19 protein-coding genes and 1 riboswitch are annotated in these 14,638 nt (G+C 42.9%); of the genes, 4 read left to right on the forward strand and 15 right to left on the reverse strand.

Annotated elements, in window-relative coordinates; all coding sequences use genetic code 11:
• Positions 1 to 31: 31 nt before the first annotated feature.
• From metQ to MHI35_RS15050, 12 genes are all read right to left on the reverse strand, one after another.
• Entirely contained in the window at positions 32 to 853 is an 822-nt protein-coding gene (gene metQ / locus MHI35_RS14995) for a methionine ABC transporter substrate-binding lipoprotein MetQ (RefSeq protein ID WP_012011185.1), read from the reverse strand.
• 14 nt (positions 854 to 867) lie between these two features.
• On the reverse strand, positions 868 to 1,536 hold the full coding sequence (locus MHI35_RS15000; RefSeq protein WP_211063519.1) for a methionine ABC transporter permease: 669 nt from the start codon (positions 1,534 to 1,536) through the stop codon (positions 868 to 870).
• Positions 1,529 to 2,554, reverse strand: coding sequence for a methionine ABC transporter ATP-binding protein (locus MHI35_RS15005; RefSeq protein WP_012011187.1), 1,026 nt, complete (start codon positions 2,552 to 2,554; stop codon positions 1,529 to 1,531). Before MHI35_RS15005 ends, MHI35_RS15000 begins: the two co-directional genes overlap by 8 nt.
• Positions 2,555 to 2,708: 154 nt before the next feature.
• Positions 2,709 to 2,817: riboswitch (SAM riboswitch) on the reverse strand.
• A gap of 102 nt (positions 2,818 to 2,919) precedes the next feature.
• A complete protein-coding gene (locus MHI35_RS15010; protein ID WP_012011189.1) occupies positions 2,920 to 3,261 on the reverse strand; it encodes an SCP2 sterol-binding domain-containing protein in 342 nt (113 codons plus the stop codon).
• A gap of 120 nt (positions 3,262 to 3,381) precedes the next feature.
• Positions 3,382 to 3,684: a thioredoxin family protein gene (locus MHI35_RS15015; protein ID WP_335349319.1), complete on the reverse strand. Its 303-nt coding sequence runs from the start codon at positions 3,682 to 3,684 to the stop codon at positions 3,382 to 3,384.
• Between the two features lie 12 nt (positions 3,685 to 3,696).
• Entirely contained in the window at positions 3,697 to 4,041 is a 345-nt protein-coding gene (locus MHI35_RS15020; protein ID WP_335349318.1) for a toprim domain-containing protein, read from the reverse strand.
• Between the two features lie 127 nt (positions 4,042 to 4,168).
• Positions 4,169 to 4,405, reverse strand: coding sequence for a YusG family protein (locus MHI35_RS15025; protein WP_034659913.1), 237 nt, complete (start codon positions 4,403 to 4,405; stop codon positions 4,169 to 4,171).
• Positions 4,406 to 4,449: 44 nt separating this feature from the next.
• A complete protein-coding gene (gcvH, locus tag MHI35_RS15030; protein WP_003213614.1) occupies positions 4,450 to 4,833 on the reverse strand; it encodes a glycine cleavage system protein GcvH in 384 nt (127 codons plus the stop codon).
• Positions 4,834 to 4,899: 66 nt separating this feature from the next.
• Complete coding sequence (locus MHI35_RS15035; protein WP_061410268.1) at positions 4,900 to 5,256, reverse strand: arsenate reductase family protein; 357 nt, start codon at positions 5,254 to 5,256, stop codon at positions 4,900 to 4,902.
• Positions 5,257 to 5,541: 285 nt separating this feature from the next.
• Positions 5,542 to 7,323: an acyl-CoA dehydrogenase family protein gene (locus MHI35_RS15040; RefSeq protein ID WP_211063522.1), complete on the reverse strand. Its 1,782-nt coding sequence runs from the start codon at positions 7,321 to 7,323 to the stop codon at positions 5,542 to 5,544.
• 14 nt (positions 7,324 to 7,337) lie between these two features.
• A complete protein-coding gene (locus MHI35_RS15045) occupies positions 7,338 to 8,513 on the reverse strand; it encodes an acetyl-CoA C-acetyltransferase (protein ID WP_335349317.1) in 1,176 nt (391 codons plus the stop codon).
• Between the two features lie 12 nt (positions 8,514 to 8,525).
• On the reverse strand, positions 8,526 to 10,913 hold the full coding sequence (locus MHI35_RS15050) for a 3-hydroxyacyl-CoA dehydrogenase NAD-binding domain-containing protein (protein ID WP_335349316.1): 2,388 nt from the start codon (positions 10,911 to 10,913) through the stop codon (positions 8,526 to 8,528).
• A 199-nt stretch (positions 10,914 to 11,112) separates the two neighbouring features.
• On the opposite strand from MHI35_RS15050, the gene MHI35_RS15055 reads away from it, so the two are divergent.
• The 3 genes from MHI35_RS15055 to MHI35_RS15065 are packed head-to-tail and all read left to right on the forward strand — an operon-like array spanning position 11,113 to position 11,887.
• A complete protein-coding gene (locus MHI35_RS15055; RefSeq protein WP_003212904.1) occupies positions 11,113 to 11,250 on the forward strand; it encodes a YuzL family protein in 138 nt (45 codons plus the stop codon).
• A 44-nt stretch (positions 11,251 to 11,294) separates the two neighbouring features.
• Complete coding sequence (locus MHI35_RS15060) at positions 11,295 to 11,528, forward strand: hypothetical protein (protein WP_249407403.1); 234 nt, start codon at positions 11,295 to 11,297, stop codon at positions 11,526 to 11,528.
• An 11-nt stretch (positions 11,529 to 11,539) separates the two neighbouring features.
• Positions 11,540 to 11,887 (forward strand): spore coat protein, encoded by a 348-nt coding sequence (locus tag MHI35_RS15065; protein WP_335349315.1) that lies wholly within the window; start codon positions 11,540 to 11,542, stop codon positions 11,885 to 11,887.
• 33 nt (positions 11,888 to 11,920) lie between these two features.
• Here MHI35_RS15065 and MHI35_RS15070 read toward each other — a convergent pair whose 3' ends face one another.
• The 3 genes from MHI35_RS15070 to MHI35_RS15080 all read right to left on the reverse strand — a co-directional run bounded on the left by MHI35_RS15070 (position 11,921) and on the right by MHI35_RS15080 (position 13,670).
• Positions 11,921 to 12,172 carry a YusU family protein gene (locus MHI35_RS15070; protein WP_211063527.1) on the reverse strand — a complete coding sequence of 84 codons (252 nt, stop codon included), beginning with the start codon at positions 12,170 to 12,172 and terminating at the stop codon, positions 11,921 to 11,923.
• A gap of 72 nt (positions 12,173 to 12,244) precedes the next feature.
• Positions 12,245 to 13,075, reverse strand: a complete 831-nt coding sequence (locus tag MHI35_RS15075; RefSeq protein WP_003213584.1) for an ABC transporter ATP-binding protein — start codon at positions 13,073 to 13,075, stop codon at positions 12,245 to 12,247.
• Positions 13,076 to 13,223: 148 nt separating this feature from the next.
• The gene (locus tag MHI35_RS15080; protein WP_335349314.1) at positions 13,224 to 13,670 is read right to left on the reverse strand and encodes a YusW family protein; all 447 of its coding nucleotides are present in this window, start codon (positions 13,668 to 13,670) and stop codon (positions 13,224 to 13,226) included.
• Between the two features lie 113 nt (positions 13,671 to 13,783).
• On the opposite strand from MHI35_RS15080, the gene MHI35_RS15085 reads away from it, so the two are divergent.
• Positions 13,784 to 14,626: an oxidoreductase gene (locus tag MHI35_RS15085; protein ID WP_335349313.1), complete on the forward strand. Its 843-nt coding sequence runs from the start codon at positions 13,784 to 13,786 to the stop codon at positions 14,624 to 14,626.
• Positions 14,627 to 14,638: the final 12 nt, after the last annotated feature.

Below are 14,638 nucleotides of genomic sequence, written 5' to 3' on the forward strand. Positions count from 1 at the left end.
GAAAGCGAGGTTACAGATTGTTGACACATGGTTATTCAGATACCGGTAGTACAGCACCATCATATTTTTTATCGATGAATTCTTTGATTTTATCAGAATGAAGAACTTCCATTAAAGTCTTGATCTTATCTGATTTTTCTTCACCTTTGCGAACCGCCACGATGTTTGCATATGGGTTGTTCTTTGTTTGCTCAAGTTCGATTGAATCGTTTTTCGGATTCAATTTATTTTGGATCGCATAGTTGACGTTGATAAACACAGCATCGCCTTCACTGTTTTCATAAGCTTTCGCTGTTAGTTCTGGAGCGATTTTTTTGAACTTTAGATTCTTTGGGTTTTCTTTGATGTTCTTTACAGTAGCGTTGATTGTATCAACCTTTGGGTCAAGTTTGATGACACCAGCATGTTGAAGCAGGGCAAGCATACGTCCTTGCTCAGCTACGTTGTTTGTCATGATGATCGTGCCGCCGTTTGGAATATCTTTTACTGATTTGTATTTCTTAGAGTAGATACCGAATGGCTCAAGGTGAACCGCACCTGCACTCACTAGGTCGTAATCTTTGTTTGATTTATTTTCTTCATTTAAGTAAGGGATATGTTGGAAAAAGTTTGCATCCACTTCTTTTTCAGCTAACGCTTTGTTGTACATTTTATAATCACTAAGTACTTTCACTTTGAGATCGTAGCCTTTTTCTTTTAGAAGTGGTTTTGCTTCTTCAAGAATTTCGGCATGTGGTGTTTTTGAAGCGGCTACCGTAATGGTTTTGCTATCACTTGCGTTATTAGATGAACCGCATGCAGCTAAAATGCCTGCAAATGCTAGAAATAGTGCACTTAAAATCAATTTCTTCATGAATAAATCCTCCCTTATCGTTTATCAATTTTATTTGTAATCAAATCACCGATTATTTGAATAATAAAGACGATGATGAGAATAAACACAGTGGCAAAAAGTGTGACATCTGTATTACCAGATTGGTATCCTTCCACATAGGCAAGGTCACCAAGTCCGCCTGCTCCAATTGCACCTGCAATCGCAGTTGAGCCAATTAAAGCAATTGCTGTTACGGTAATACCTGAAATGAGGGCTGGCAATGATTCTGGCAGCAATACTTTGAATATGATGGTCGACGTTTTCGCTCCCATTGAGCGTGCTGCTTCAATGACTCCTTTGTCTACCTCACGCAGTGCAATTTCGACAAGACGTGCATAGAATGGAGCTGACCCAATGACAAGGGCAGGCAGTGCTGCATTTGGACCTAGAATTGTGCCCATAATTAATTTTGTAAACCCTAATAATAGAATGATTAAAATGATAAAAGGAATCGATCTGAAAATGTTGACGACTGCACCGATGACTGTGTTAATCGGTTTATTTTCCCAAAGACCACCTTTACTTGTGAGAAAGAGCAGGAGTCCAAGAATAATTCCGATCACAAAGGCAAACGCCAATGAAATGAGTGTCATATAGACCGTTTCGCCCGTTGCATTCCAAATGACTTCTAAATCAACGTTCGGAAACCATTTCTCAAACATGTGTCATCACCTCAATTTCAACCTGTTTGCTTTGGATATAGGCGATGGCTTTTTCTACCTCAGTCTCTTCTCCATTAATATGGATAAAGAGTGTTCCAAACGCGCCTTCCTGCGTTTGAGAAATCTTTCCTTGAAGGATATTTACATCGACCTTGAAGGATCGAATGATTTCAGTGATGAGCGGTTGCTCGGCAGAATCGCCAATAAAGGACAACCGTACGACCTGACCTTCTTTTACGCGCTCTAAGACGTGTTCGATTGTTTCTTTCGCTTCCTCTGGTTCAGCAAGCTGCTGGACGAATCGCTTCGTCATTTCTTCCTTCGGCTGTCTGAAGACGCGTAATACCTCGCCTTCTTCGACAATGCGTCCATTCTCCATCACCGCCACGCGATGACAAATTTTGCGAATGACATGCATTTCGTGTGTAATCAGCACAATCGTCAGCCCTAGTCGTTTATTGATATCTGCCAAAAGATCAAGGATAGAATCCGTTGTTTGCGGATCAAGTGCTGATGTTGCTTCGTCACAAAGAAGAACCTTTGGATCATTTGCTAATGCTCTCGCAATCCCCACACGCTGTTTTTGTCCGCCGCTAAGCTGAGACGGATACGCATTTTCTTTTCCTTCTAAACCGACTAATTTAATCAGTTCATTCGCACGCTCTCTCCGTTTCGATGTAGGTACACCTGCGATCTCAAGTGGGAACATAATATTTTGTCTCACTGTTCTTGACCAAAGTAGGTTAAAGTGCTGGAAAATCATGCTAATTTCTTGTCTTGCTTTCCGAAGTTTCGCATTCGATACTTCATTGATCCGGTTGCCTGCCACTTCAACAATTCCTTCTGTTGGCAGCTCCAGACCGTTTAATAGGCGAATAAGCGAGCTTTTCCCGGCACCGCTATACCCGATAATTCCGAAAATTTCACCTTTACCAATATCCAAGTTGACGTCTTTCACGGCATCAACATTTCCGCTTTTTGAATGATACGTTTTTGATACATTCTGTAAATGGATCACAGTCTGTTCACCTGCTTTCTTGCTGAATCTATAGGTTGCCATCACATACATTATTTATTCTTCCTGATGCCATGCTTCACGCCTGGCTTGAGGTCAGTAAAAAAGACCTAACTGCAATGCAAGCAGAAAGGCCTTTTATGTTCAATACGCCTTTCTCTCATCTTTCAAAGCATTGCGGCTTTGAGTGAATTGGCACCAATTTCAGCTATGCTGACGGTTGCCGGGTTTCATAGGGCACGTCCCTCCACCTCTCTTAATAAGAGAAAATATGTTGTTTTATGTGATGTTCATGTTTTTACTAACGTAGAATATCATGCTACCCGAGATATGTCAACGCTGTAAATCGCTAATTTCCTAGTAAACGACTACGTTATCATTTTTCGAAAAAAACCGTTCGTCAGCCAGAGCACCGCCTCTAGTCTTAGGAGCGCGCGGAATGACCCTTTTACTTTCACTTGTCCCCTGCTAATTAACTGCTGTAAGGACATATCTCCATCTAATAATTGTAGTATTTCTTTTCTCTCACCATAAAAGATGAGATCCGATAACTCAATTGCAGGTAGTTTCTTCACTTCACCACGCTCATCCACAATCAATGTACAAGAGTCAGTTTCCGCCTCAAATGTAATCTTCAAGGATGATGATGAGAGCAGCGGTTTTAGCAATAAGCGCTGCCCTTTGTTACCATGGGTTTTCACTTTTTCCACATGTATAACCTCCCTGTCATTTGGTTATACATAACATTTCTCTACAAACATTCCCTTGTCCTTTATAAATAACTCGACAAATTTTCAGATGAATTGCTTGAAATATGACAAAAAACCGCTTTATTTAGCGGTTTCAATCATTTCATGAAGATATGGAACAGAGTGAAAGGCATAGCCTTTTTGCACCAGTTCGCCTTTTTTAAACATTAGAAAGCAAGGAACGCTTTCGATCTCAAAAGCTTTCGCAAAGCCTGGTGAGTAGTTTAAGTTATTTTCGTAAAATGGTACATCCGGCTGCATGGTGTCAACGACAGCCAGCATTTTCTTTGCCAGCTGACATGTCCCGCAAAACGGTGTATATAAGTATAAAAGAAATAAATCGCCCTTTATCTCCTTGAATTCGCGTTCTTCAATCTCTTTCATATACGTCCACCCTCATACATATTTCGAATGAACATCAATGTTTGCAGCTAATAGGATAGATGCAATGTGGGCTGACGGTGAAGCGGCCACTTCGCGGTACGTTCTGTCGACAAAAAGATGAATTGCTTCAGGGAATTCTTTTCGAAATTGCTTCCGCAGTTTGTCGCCTGCATCGTCACTGTCTGCTAATATGTAAACGTCTTTCCCCAATAATTCGTCTACGAGCTGATCCAGCTTCGATGTACTGATCGTGCCATTGGTGCAAATGATGGTAACAGGTTCACTTATGACTTCTTTTAGCTTTTGTTTGTCTGTTTTACCTTCTACAATGATGACCTTTTCTACCTCTACATTCATCACGATCACCCGGCCCTTTTGACGTTGTTCACTTCTCCCTTAGATTACAATCTTTCATCGAGGTTGTAAAGATTGGGGCTTGCACTAAAAAGACTGCAGCTTATGCTCACTGCAGCCTTATCTGTGATTAGCACCAGCCATTTTCATCATCACAGTCTACATATTTTTCTGTCCCGTGAGTCAATGTATCCGTCAGACGATAAAAACGATTTTGATCATAGGAATAACCTGATTTTAACTCATATTGGTTTTCACTAATCATCGTGCCAATCTCTTCATTTTGATGATACAGCACCATGCCGCTTTCTTTGAATCGCCCTGTGACATGATCTGTTATATCCACCTGTTCTTTTTGAAAAGACAAATTGGACACCCCCCATAAAGGTAGAGTGTCCAATTTCACGTGAATTAGTCTTCTTTTGTCATTTCTTCATATTGCTCAGCAGTCATCAAGTTCTCAATTTCAGATGTATCAGCTGGCTCTACCACGATCATCCATGCTTTTTCGTATGGAGAGTCATTGACGAATTCAGGGCTGTCATCCAGCTCATCGTTCACTTCGACGATTGTGCCGTTGATCGGTGCGTAAAGCTCAGAAACTGTTTTCACTGATTCTACACTTCCGAAAGGCTCGTCCGCTGTAATTTTGTCTCCTACTTCAGGAAGCTCAACGAACACGATATCGCCTAGCTCAGATTGAGCAAAATGCGTAATACCGATACGCACCTTATCTCCTTCTACTTTGACCCATTCATGTTCTTCTGAATAACGTAAATCTTTTGGTGTGCTCATTCAATACCCCTCCAGTCTTTTCTTTCAATCTATATTGAAGATACCACAATCTGAATGAAAGTTACATCATTTCCAGACGCTTTTAAATGTATCTTCATTAAATCCAACTGTGACTCGTTTACCGTCTGTTGTAATCGGACGCTTGATCAGCATTCCGTTAGATGCGAGTAATTCTAGCTGCTCGTCCTCTGACATTGCAGGAAGTTGATCTTTCAGCTGCAGCTCTCGGTATTTCTGTCCGCTTGTATTAAAGAATTTCTTCAGCTCTAAGCCGCTTTTTTCATAAAGGGCTTTTAATGTTTCTTTATCAGGCGTCTCTTCGACGATATGTATGCTGTTGATGTCTTTATTGTGTTCTTCCAGCCATTTTTTTGCTTTTCGGCATGTACTGCAAGATGGGTATTCATAAAAATCTAAAGCCACCATTTTCACCTCCTGCAAATAGTGACAACATTTTATCACAAAATATTTTAAAAACCTAAATGTATGCTTACAAAAAGGTGCGGAGTGATATCTGCACCTCAGCGTGTAGAAAAACCCTCGCATTCGGTGTCAGGTCTCTGCTTCGGTGCTCACGAATGTCAAATTCGCTCCGCTCCGATGCTCGTCCTTCCTAGACTTCAAAAGTTTTCTATCACGCTGAAAAGAAGACAAAGGGCTAAAATAAAGTTCATTTTAGCCCTTTGTCAACAATCTGAGGTACGCCGCTTATACGATATATTTCTCTGCTTCAAAGATTCGTTTCGCCACTTTGCGCTTTTTAGCGATGACATTGATCGGGGTGAATCTTGTCAGTTTGCGAAGAGCTGACAGACTCATGCGGAGTGCATCTCCTTCTTCCATCGCGATCAAGGATTCTTTTGCATGGGCTTCAATTTTTAAGAAAGCCTCCTGCGTGAAAATTTGTGTGTAAGCAAGCTTTTGAGTATTCTTATCTAGCCCTGATGCAGCGATTGCCTTTTCAGTACGCAGAATTGCCGATTCAGCAGCAAAAATTTCATTGACGATATCCGCAATGTTCACAAGAATCTCTTGCTCTTTGTCTAATGCTTTTCCATACTTCATCGCCGCCATTCCAGATACCATTAAGGCAATCTTTTTCGCATGGGCAAGTAAATATTTTTCTTGATCGAGCGGGTGATCACCCGGCTCTTCCGGCATCATCATCATGAGCTCTTCCTGTAAGGTTTGCGCCTTTTGAAGAAGTGGAAGCTCTCCCTTCATCGCTTTCTTCAGGAATGTGCCTGGGACTAGCAGACGGTTGATTTCGTTTGTCCCTTCAAAAATACGGTTAATACGAGAGTCACGATAGGCTCTTTCGACCTCGTATTCTTGCATGAATCCATATCCGCCGTGAATCTGCACACCCTCATCCGCAATATAGTCTAAAGTTTCAGAGCCAAGCACTTTACAAAGAGAGCATTCAATGGCATATTCTGCAATGGACTGGGCAATTTGTTTGCCGTCCTTTTGGTCTTCTTCACTTAATAGACCCATGCGCTGTTCAAATAATCCGACTGTGCGGTAAACAGCACTTTCCATCGCATAGAGCTTTGCCGACATGTTGGCTACCTTTTCACCAATTAAGCTAAATCGAGAAATGGGCGTTTGGAATTGCTTACGCTGGTTTGCATATTCTGCCGATAATTGAATGACACGTTTTGACGCCCCAACTGTCCCGACAGCCAGCTTGTAGCGTCCGATATTTAAAATGTTAAAGGCAATGACATGACCTCTGCCAGCCTCACCTAGTAAATTCTCTTTTGGCACTTGAGCATCCTCAAGGATTAACGTTCTCGTCGAGGACCCTTTAATGCCCATCTTTTTCTCTTCAGGTCCCGTTTTGACACCAGGGAAATCCTTTTCTACGATAAAAGCAGAGAAGTGTTCACCATCAATCTTCGCATATACGACAAAGACGTCGGCAAATGCTGAGTTTGTGATCCACTGTTTTTCCCCATTCAACACATAATGGGTTCCGGCTTCATTTAACACCGCAGTTGTCTTTGCTCCAAGAGCGTCAGAGCCTGATCCTGGTTCAGTTAGGGCGTACGCTGCAATTGTTTCTCCAGAAGCAAGTCCTGGCAGATACGTTTCCTTTTGCGCTTGATTTCCGAACAGTACGATTGGCAGAGATCCAATGCCGACATGGGCGCCATAGGAAAGCGAGAAGCTCCCTGCTCTGGAAAATTTCTCAGTAATAATGGCTGAGCTGATTTTATCTAATCCGAGCCCTCCGAATTCTTCAGGCACGTCGGCTCCTAGCAGCCCAAGCTCTCCAGCCTTTTTAAGAAGCCTGACGGAATGCTCAAATTCATGATTTTCAATTTGATCTATATATGGAACAACGTCTTGTAAAATATAATCCTCTGTTGTCTTACCAATCATTTGATGCTCATCAGAGAAATCCTCTGGTGTAAAGATATGCTCATAATTCGTTTCATCAATTAAGAAGCTTCCACCCTTTTTTACCTCTTCCATTGCTTTCATTCTGTTTTCCCCCTTTAGATCAATTCAAAAATTCCTGCTGCTCCCATGCCCCCGCCGATACACATTGTGACGATGCCAAACTGCTCATTTCGCCGTTTCATTTCATGAATGAGTGACAGTGTCAATTTCGTTCCTGTACAGCCCAGCGGATGTCCTAGCGCGATTGCCCCGCCATTGACATTCACTTTCTCTTCATCAATTCCTAAATGACGAATGACTTGAATGGCCTGAGAGGCAAATGCTTCGTTTAATTCAAACAGGCCGATATCCTTCAGCTCAAGTCCAGCGATTTTCAGCGCACGTGGAATGGCTTCAATTGGACCGATCCCCATCACTTCAGGCGGTACACCGCCAACAGCAAACGCTCTGAACTTAGCGAGCGGCTGAAGGGAAAGTGAGGATGCTTTCTCACGATCCATCATCATCACACACGCAGCCCCGTCACTTGTTTGCGAAGAGTTCCCTGCGGTCACCGTGCCTTTTGTTGAAAAAGCTGGACGCAAAGTGGAAAGAATCTCTTCCGTTGTCCCCGCTCTTACGCCTTCATCCTGTGAAAACGTGAATTGATGTTCTTCTAATTGAAATTGCTCCCCTACCCGCCGCTCAGTTACATCAACGGATACAATTTCATCTGAAAACTTTCCTTCCTGTAATGCTTTGGCTGCCTTTTGATGACTTCTTACCGCAAAGGCGTCCTGATCTTGACGAGTGACCTGATACTTTTGCGCCACCTGCTCTGCCGTGTGTCCCATGCTCATGTAGTATTCAGGCGCTTGTTCTGCCAAATGAGCATTCGGACGAATGGAGTGACCCATCATCGGCACCTGTGACATCGATTCGACGCCACCAGCTAAGATTGTTTCTGCCTGACCGAGCATGATTCGTTCACCCGCATAAGCGATTGACTGAAGACCAGATGAGCAGTAGCGGTTAATGGTGATGGCAGGAACTGTATACGGAAGTCCTGCTAACGCTCCAATATTCCGAGCCACATTTAACCCCTGCTCCGCTTCTGGTGTTGCACACCCGATGATCAAATCATCTATCTGTCCGTCGTAATTACCGGCACGCTTTAATGTTTCTTTTACACACAATGCGCCCATATCATCAGGCCGAACATGTTTTAACGATCCTTTTTTCGCCTTCCCTACTGGTGTTCTCGCGCCAGCGACAATGACTGCTTCTCTCATTTTGACTCCCCCTTAGTTACGTAAAGGTTTTCCTTTGACGAGCATGTGCTGCATGCGTGCCTGTGATTTCACTTCTCCTACAAGACTTAAAAAGGCTTCCCTTTCAAGCTCTAATAAGTATTGCTCCTCTACCTCTGTTCCAAATGGCAGTTTCCCGCCGGAAATGACATGAGCTAATTTTTTGACAATGGTCATGTCATGCTCTGAAATGTATCCAGACAGTCTCATATTTTCAGCAGCCAATATCATTGCTGCATAGCCTGTTTCTCCCATGACGGGCACCTTCTGCTTGAGCGGTGCACGATAACCCGCTTCATCAAGAGAGAGCACCAGTTGTTTCGCATCATAGATCAGGTGGTCCCCGTTCATACTGATTCGGTCACTCACGCGGAGCATGTTCATATCCCGCGCTTCCTCAGCCGAAGTAGATACTTTAGCCATTGCTATCGTTTCAAATGTTTTCAGCGTGGCATCTTGTATAGCGGTCTGTGTCGGCTTAGCTGATCCTTGCAGATGGCGAAGGTATAATTCTTTGTTTCCACCGCCGCCTGGAATCAGTCCAACTCCCGCTTCAACAAGACCCATGTATGCTTCACTGGACGCTTGAATAGCTGCTGCCGGCAGACAAACCTCTGTTCCGCCTCCTAATGTCATGCCAAACGGTGCAGCAACGACTGGACGGTCGCTATATTTCACCTTCATCATTGCCTGCTGGAAGCGGCGGATCACAAAGTCAATTTCAAAGAAATTATCGTCCTGAGCTTCCATTAAAATCAGAGCAAGATTGGCACCAACACAGAAGTTCTTCCCTTGGTTTCCGATGACAAGCCCTCTATAATTCTGTTCCACCTCATCGACAGCGCGATTGATCATGTCAATGACATCTAGTCCAATGGCATTGCTTTTGGAGTGAAATTCGAGCAAGGCGACATCATCACCGATATCAATTAAGCTCGCACCAGCATTTTTAAAAATCACGCCGTGCTTCTTTTTCAATTTTGCTAAGGAAATATTCTTTTCGTTCCCTATTTCTTGTTCATAAGCCCCGTTGTGATAAAACGAGCGCTCTCCATCAGCATTCTCTTGATAGAATGTGTCGTGTCCTTCTGACAGCATGTCTTGCACCCACTGCGGGATGCTGTGACCTTCCGCTTCCATGCGCTCGACTGCTTTTTTTACACCAATTGCATCCCAAAGCTCAAATGGACCGTGCTGCCAGCCAAATCCCCATTTCATTGCGTTATCGATGGACTGGATATCATCCGCAATTTCGCCTGTTAACTGAGCTGAATAAAGGAGCACAGGTGCCGTCATGTTCCAGAGCAATTCCCCTGCACGGCCTTCTTGATAAATAAGCGCTTTCAATTTCGCTTTCGTTCCTTTTTGCTGCTTCGCCATCTCAATGCCTGGATCTTTCAGCTTCGTTCGTTCTCCGTATGTGAGCGTCACAGGATCAATTTCTAAAATGGCCTTCCCATTTTTTTGATAAAATCCTTGCCCTGCCTTGCTGCCAATCCAACCTTTTTCAAGCATTCTTTCAATAAACTCAGGAAGCTGGAAAATTTCTTTTTCCTTACCTTCGACTTGGTCATATACATTGCGGGCTACATGGAAAAACGTGTCGAGCCCTACGACATCAAGTGTACGGAAGGTCGCACTTTTCGGTCTTCCAATGAGGGGTCCTGTGACCGAATCCACCTCTCCAATGGTGTATTTGTTTTCAAGCATTTCACGCACTGTAACAAGGAGTCCATAAGTACCAATACGATTGGCAATAAAATTCGGCGTATCTTTCGCTTCAACGACGCCTTTCCCAAGTACATCCTCGCCAAACGTTTTCATAAATTGAAGTACTTCTGGATCTGTTTCTTGAATAGGAATGATTTCTAAAAGCTTTAAATAACGAGCTGGGTTAAAAAAATGTGTGCCTAAAAAGTGGCGTTTAAAATCCTCTGATCGGCCTTCTGCCATTTTTCCAACCGAAATTCCGGATGTATTGCTTGATACGATACTGCCTTCTTTGCGGTGTTCGTCGATGAGAGAGAATACATGCTTTTTGATGCTGAGCTTTTCAGTAACGACTTCAATAATCCAGTCAGCTTCATGTAATAAGGAAAGGTGGTCTGTGAGATTTCCCGGTGTGATGTATGATAGGTTTTTTGCTGAAGTAAGAGGTGCTGGCTTTTGCTTTAATAATTTTTTCATCGCTTCTTGACTTAATCTATTCCGAACACTAGGGTGATCAAGCGTTCGCTTTTTTGCCGTTTCTTCCTTTGTCAGTTCGTTTGGCACAATATCTAGCAATGTGACTGGTATCCCGATATTGGCTAGATGCGCAGCAATGCCTGAGCCCATGACACCTGAACCAATGACAGCTGCCTTGCGAATATGTTTGCCCATAAATATCCCCCTAAACATTTTGAATGAACAGTCATTCATTTTTTGTGCAAAAAAAAGCAATGCCTCTTTCTTTATCTTAAAAGATTTTCCGAAACAGTTCAAGAGCGGATTTCAAAAATTTACACATTCTCATGTGCCTTACTTTGTGGCGTATGAATTAAAGATGAGAGGGCATTGTAAGAATGGAGGTGATGTCCACATGTCTCGTTTGAAGAAAAACCCATCGAAAGCAGGCGTAAGTGCTGCAAGTGTAAAAGGAAACGCAGGTCCATCACAGGAAGCAGACCTAGGCGGAAAAAAGACTAGTCAAAATCAGCAATATAAAAAGAACCAGTAAGGAAACAAAATTGTAAGGAGGAACACACCTTGAACAATCAGCAAATGAATATGCCCCCGCAAGTCATTTCAGTAAAGGATTCCTTGTACTTAGAGGATATGCTGAATTGGAACTTGATCGCTATGAAAAAGGCTCACTTTATGGCCGAGCATTGCCAGGACCAAACATTGAAACAGGAATTAAATCAAGTTGGTCAAATGCACCATCAGCATTACACACAAATTCTTCAGCATTTAGGCAGCTCAGGGCAAGACCAGTCTACTAGCTTTATGCAATAGGAGGAAAAAACATGGAACAGCAAAACCAACAAAAAATCGGGAATCCACAAACACCGGTTCCCACGACAACAAACATGAACGATCGTGATTTCATCACAGATCTCTTGTCCACTGAAAAATATATGACAAGCGGATACAACACAGCGCTCAACGAATTCAGTCATGAATCTCTTTATCAAGATATTCAGCGGATTGCGCTAGAAACTCAGAAAACACAAAGACATTTATATGATGTCATGTTCCGATATGGCTGGTATTCTGTTGAAACCGCTGAAGAGCAAAAGCTCCAGCAGGCACACCAGAAATTCCAGCAAACACTGACAGAACAATCTCCATACGGACCATCACAAATGTCATAAAGAAAAACTGCCAGTGTAGTGCTGGCAGTTTTTTTAACGATCTTGATTCGCTCGATGAGCTTCGTTCATTTGTTTGATCCGCTGAATGGTTTCTTTGATTTCTTCCTTAGCCTCTGGATACGTTTCATTAAAGTGCTTTGCTAGAGGCGGCATATTTTTTGCAATATGAGAATAGATGATCCACTGTTTCACATCTTGTTTCAGTGCGTCTGTTGATTCGCCGAGCAGCATCTCAGTATATTTCTCAAGCAAGCCTTCCAGCTTTTCATCTAGTTCATTTCCCATTGATCTTCCGCTCCTTTTTTCAGAAAAAAGCCTGACTCTGTACGTAACAGATGTCAGGCTTTTGACATTCGATTATCTTGCAGCGAGAAATGTCTCCGCTTGCGCTTGCTGCACAATACAGCGTCCTCTGCCATGCGGAATGCATAATGGCGTTCCGAATAAAGGATCTGTTGTCACTTGGCAGTTCATATCAAAGACATTTTTCACAAGATCACAATTAATGACTGTTTCTGGTCTTCCTTCTGCGTAAATCGTCTTGTCTTTAATCGCTACAAGGTGATGAGCATATCTACATGCGAGATTCAGATCATGAAGAACCATGACAATCGTGCGCTGCTCTTTTTCATTTAAGTCAAACAGAAGGTCAAGAATTTCAATTTGATGCGTCATGTCTAAATACGTCGTCGGCTCATCTAACAAGATGATATCCGTCTCCTGCGCTAACGTCATCGCAATCCATGCACGCTGCCTTTGTCCACCTGATAATGAATCGACCGTTCGATCAGCAAGGTCTTCCATCTTCGTTGACTTCAAAGCACGATTCACTGCTTCCTCGTCTTGCTTTGACCACTGCTTCAGCCAATTTTGATAAGGATATCTGCCTTGCTTCACTAGCTGATGCACGGTTAATCCTTCTGGCGCTTCTGGTCCTTGCGGAAGAATAGCAAGCTGTTTCGCTACTTCCTTTGTTGGTAATTTGGCAATGGAATGACCTTCAAGCAGGACAGAACCACCCATTGGCTTCATGAGACGGGCCAAAGAGCGAAGTAGCGTGGATTTACCGCATCCATTGCTGCCAATAAATACTGTGATTTCACCCTTAGGGATCGATACATTTAGTTCATCTATGATCATTGTTTCTCCGTAGCCTAAGCTTAAACCTTCAGTAGAAATGGCACTCATTCCGCTCAAACGCTCCTTTTCTCATGCAAATTTTTTATATGAAATATCGTCTATATATAGACGCAAAAGATCACTTAACTCAATTTAGTGTATCAGATTTAAGTGATTTTGAAAATCATTTTCAATTGAAAAATGAGAAAGTTCCGTTTTACTTCTTCTTTTGGAATGTACGTTTGGTCCCATCTTCAAGCTTCATATCGACTTGAATTCGCTGATAATCGTCACCTAAATTAAAAGCAGCTAATAGCTCATTTACATACGTTTCATTGATCTGCGCATTAGGAACAGACATATCATTTAGCTTCATCTTCATCTCGCGTAATGCTTCTTCACCTTCATAGCGGACACCGTTCATATGATCACGAATCAGTGCTTCTTCTTTGCCTTTTGCCTGACGATAAGTGGCTTCGTATAATTCGCTTTTCTGCCCGTATTGAACGTGCAGGTGGAGATGCTCAAATGGAAGTTCCTTCATTTGAACCGCTGAGAGACTCTCTGCTTCTGCTTCCTTTGTTTGCTGGAGCGGCTCGATCGATTGGCAGCCAGACAGCATAAGAAGCAGCACTCCTATTTGTCCCGCTTTCTTCCAACACATCATGTGTTTCCTCCTATTTCTAATCATCGCTTTTTATTCTTCTCCATCCTTCTTTTCGTTATTCATTAAAAGAGCGGGCTATGGTAAATTGAAACAAAAGGGGGTACGAGATAATGAAAAGGACAGCCATTGTAACTGGTGCCAATAGCGGCTTTGGCAAGCTCATCACGATAGGCCTCGCCAAGCAAGGACACACAGTGATTGCAGGTGTCAGGCAGGAAGCCAATGCGAAAAAGCTTGCTGAAGAAATTGAGCAAGCCTCTTTATCTGAAGCAATACATATTGAAGCATTAGATGTGACCGATACGAAGTCGATTCAAGCATTTCAGAAAAAGCTACATACTTACGCCCCCATTACCTTGCTTGTCAACAATGCAGGAACAGCCTATGCGGGTTTTGCTGAAGAGGTTCCTGTTGATACGTTCCGCCAGCAATTTAATGTCAATGTTTTCGGTGTCATGGAAGTGACACAAGCCGTCCTTCCGTTTATGACACATGGTGCAAAGATATTCAATATGAGCAGCATCAGCGGATTAATGGGAATGCCCGCACTTTCTCCTTATGTATCCTCCAAGTTTGCTTTAGAGGGCTACACAGAGAGCTTGCGCATTGAGCTTGCCTCGTTCGGTATACAGGCAGCCTTGATCGAACCAGGCTCTTTCCAAACGAATATTTGGAACACGTCTATGAACGAGCACATGTTACAGCCAGAAGAAGGCTCAAAATACATACACCTCTATCAAAAGATGATGGCTCATATCAATGCCCAGAAATCAAACTACGGGGACCCGCATGACGTCGCAGACCTTGTAATCCGATTAGCCGAGAAGAAGCGGCTGAAAAAGCTGAGATATCCGATTGGGAAAGGAGTGCGACTTTCATTTACAGCAAAGCAACTCTTACCTTGGAGCATATGGGAAAAAATCATATTACGTACACTCTCTTCAAAAAAATAAGCATAAAAAAAC

Origin of the sequence: Bacillus sp. FSL K6-3459, assembly GCF_038003305.1 — a bacterium.
Lineage (GTDB): Bacteria > Bacillota > Bacilli > Bacillales > Bacillaceae > Bacillus > Bacillus pumilus_O.

Excerpts from the sequence above, each read along its gene's own strand:
- metQ (WP_012011185.1), bottom strand. The coding sequence starts at position 853 with ATGAAGAAATTGATTTTAAGTGCACTATTTCTAGCATTTGCAGGCATT.
- MHI35_RS15000 (WP_211063519.1), bottom strand. The coding sequence starts at position 1,536 with ATGTTTGAGAAATGGTTTCCGAACGTTGATTTAGAAGTCATTTGGAAT.
- MHI35_RS15015 (WP_335349319.1), bottom strand. The coding sequence starts at position 3,684 with ATGAAAGAGATTGAAGAACGCGAATTCAAGGAGATAAAGGGCGATTTA.
- MHI35_RS15020 (WP_335349318.1), bottom strand. The coding sequence starts at position 4,041 with ATGAATGTAGAGGTAGAAAAGGTCATCATTGTAGAAGGTAAAACAGAC.
- gcvH (WP_003213614.1), bottom strand. The coding sequence starts at position 4,833 with ATGAGCACACCAAAAGATTTACGTTATTCAGAAGAACATGAATGGGTC.
- MHI35_RS15040 (WP_211063522.1), bottom strand. The coding sequence starts at position 7,323 with ATGAAAGCAATGGAAGAGGTAAAAAAGGGTGGAAGCTTCTTAATTGAT.
- MHI35_RS15045 (WP_335349317.1), bottom strand. The coding sequence starts at position 8,513 with ATGAGAGAAGCAGTCATTGTCGCTGGCGCGAGAACACCAGTAGGGAAG.
- MHI35_RS15050 (WP_335349316.1), bottom strand. The coding sequence starts at position 10,913 with ATGGGCAAACATATTCGCAAGGCAGCTGTCATTGGTTCAGGTGTCATG.
- MHI35_RS15055 (WP_003212904.1), top strand. The coding sequence starts at position 11,113 with ATGTCTCGTTTGAAGAAAAACCCATCGAAAGCAGGCGTAAGTGCTGCA.
- MHI35_RS15060 (WP_249407403.1), top strand. The coding sequence starts at position 11,295 with ATGAATATGCCCCCGCAAGTCATTTCAGTAAAGGATTCCTTGTACTTA.
- MHI35_RS15065 (WP_335349315.1), top strand. The coding sequence starts at position 11,540 with ATGGAACAGCAAAACCAACAAAAAATCGGGAATCCACAAACACCGGTT.
- MHI35_RS15070 (WP_211063527.1), bottom strand. The coding sequence starts at position 12,172 with ATGGGAAATGAACTAGATGAAAAGCTGGAAGGCTTGCTTGAGAAATAT.
- MHI35_RS15075 (WP_003213584.1), bottom strand. The coding sequence starts at position 13,075 with ATGAGTGCCATTTCTACTGAAGGTTTAAGCTTAGGCTACGGAGAAACA.
- MHI35_RS15080 (WP_335349314.1), bottom strand. The coding sequence starts at position 13,670 with ATGTGTTGGAAGAAAGCGGGACAAATAGGAGTGCTGCTTCTTATGCTG.
- MHI35_RS15085 (WP_335349313.1), top strand. The coding sequence starts at position 13,784 with ATGAAAAGGACAGCCATTGTAACTGGTGCCAATAGCGGCTTTGGCAAG.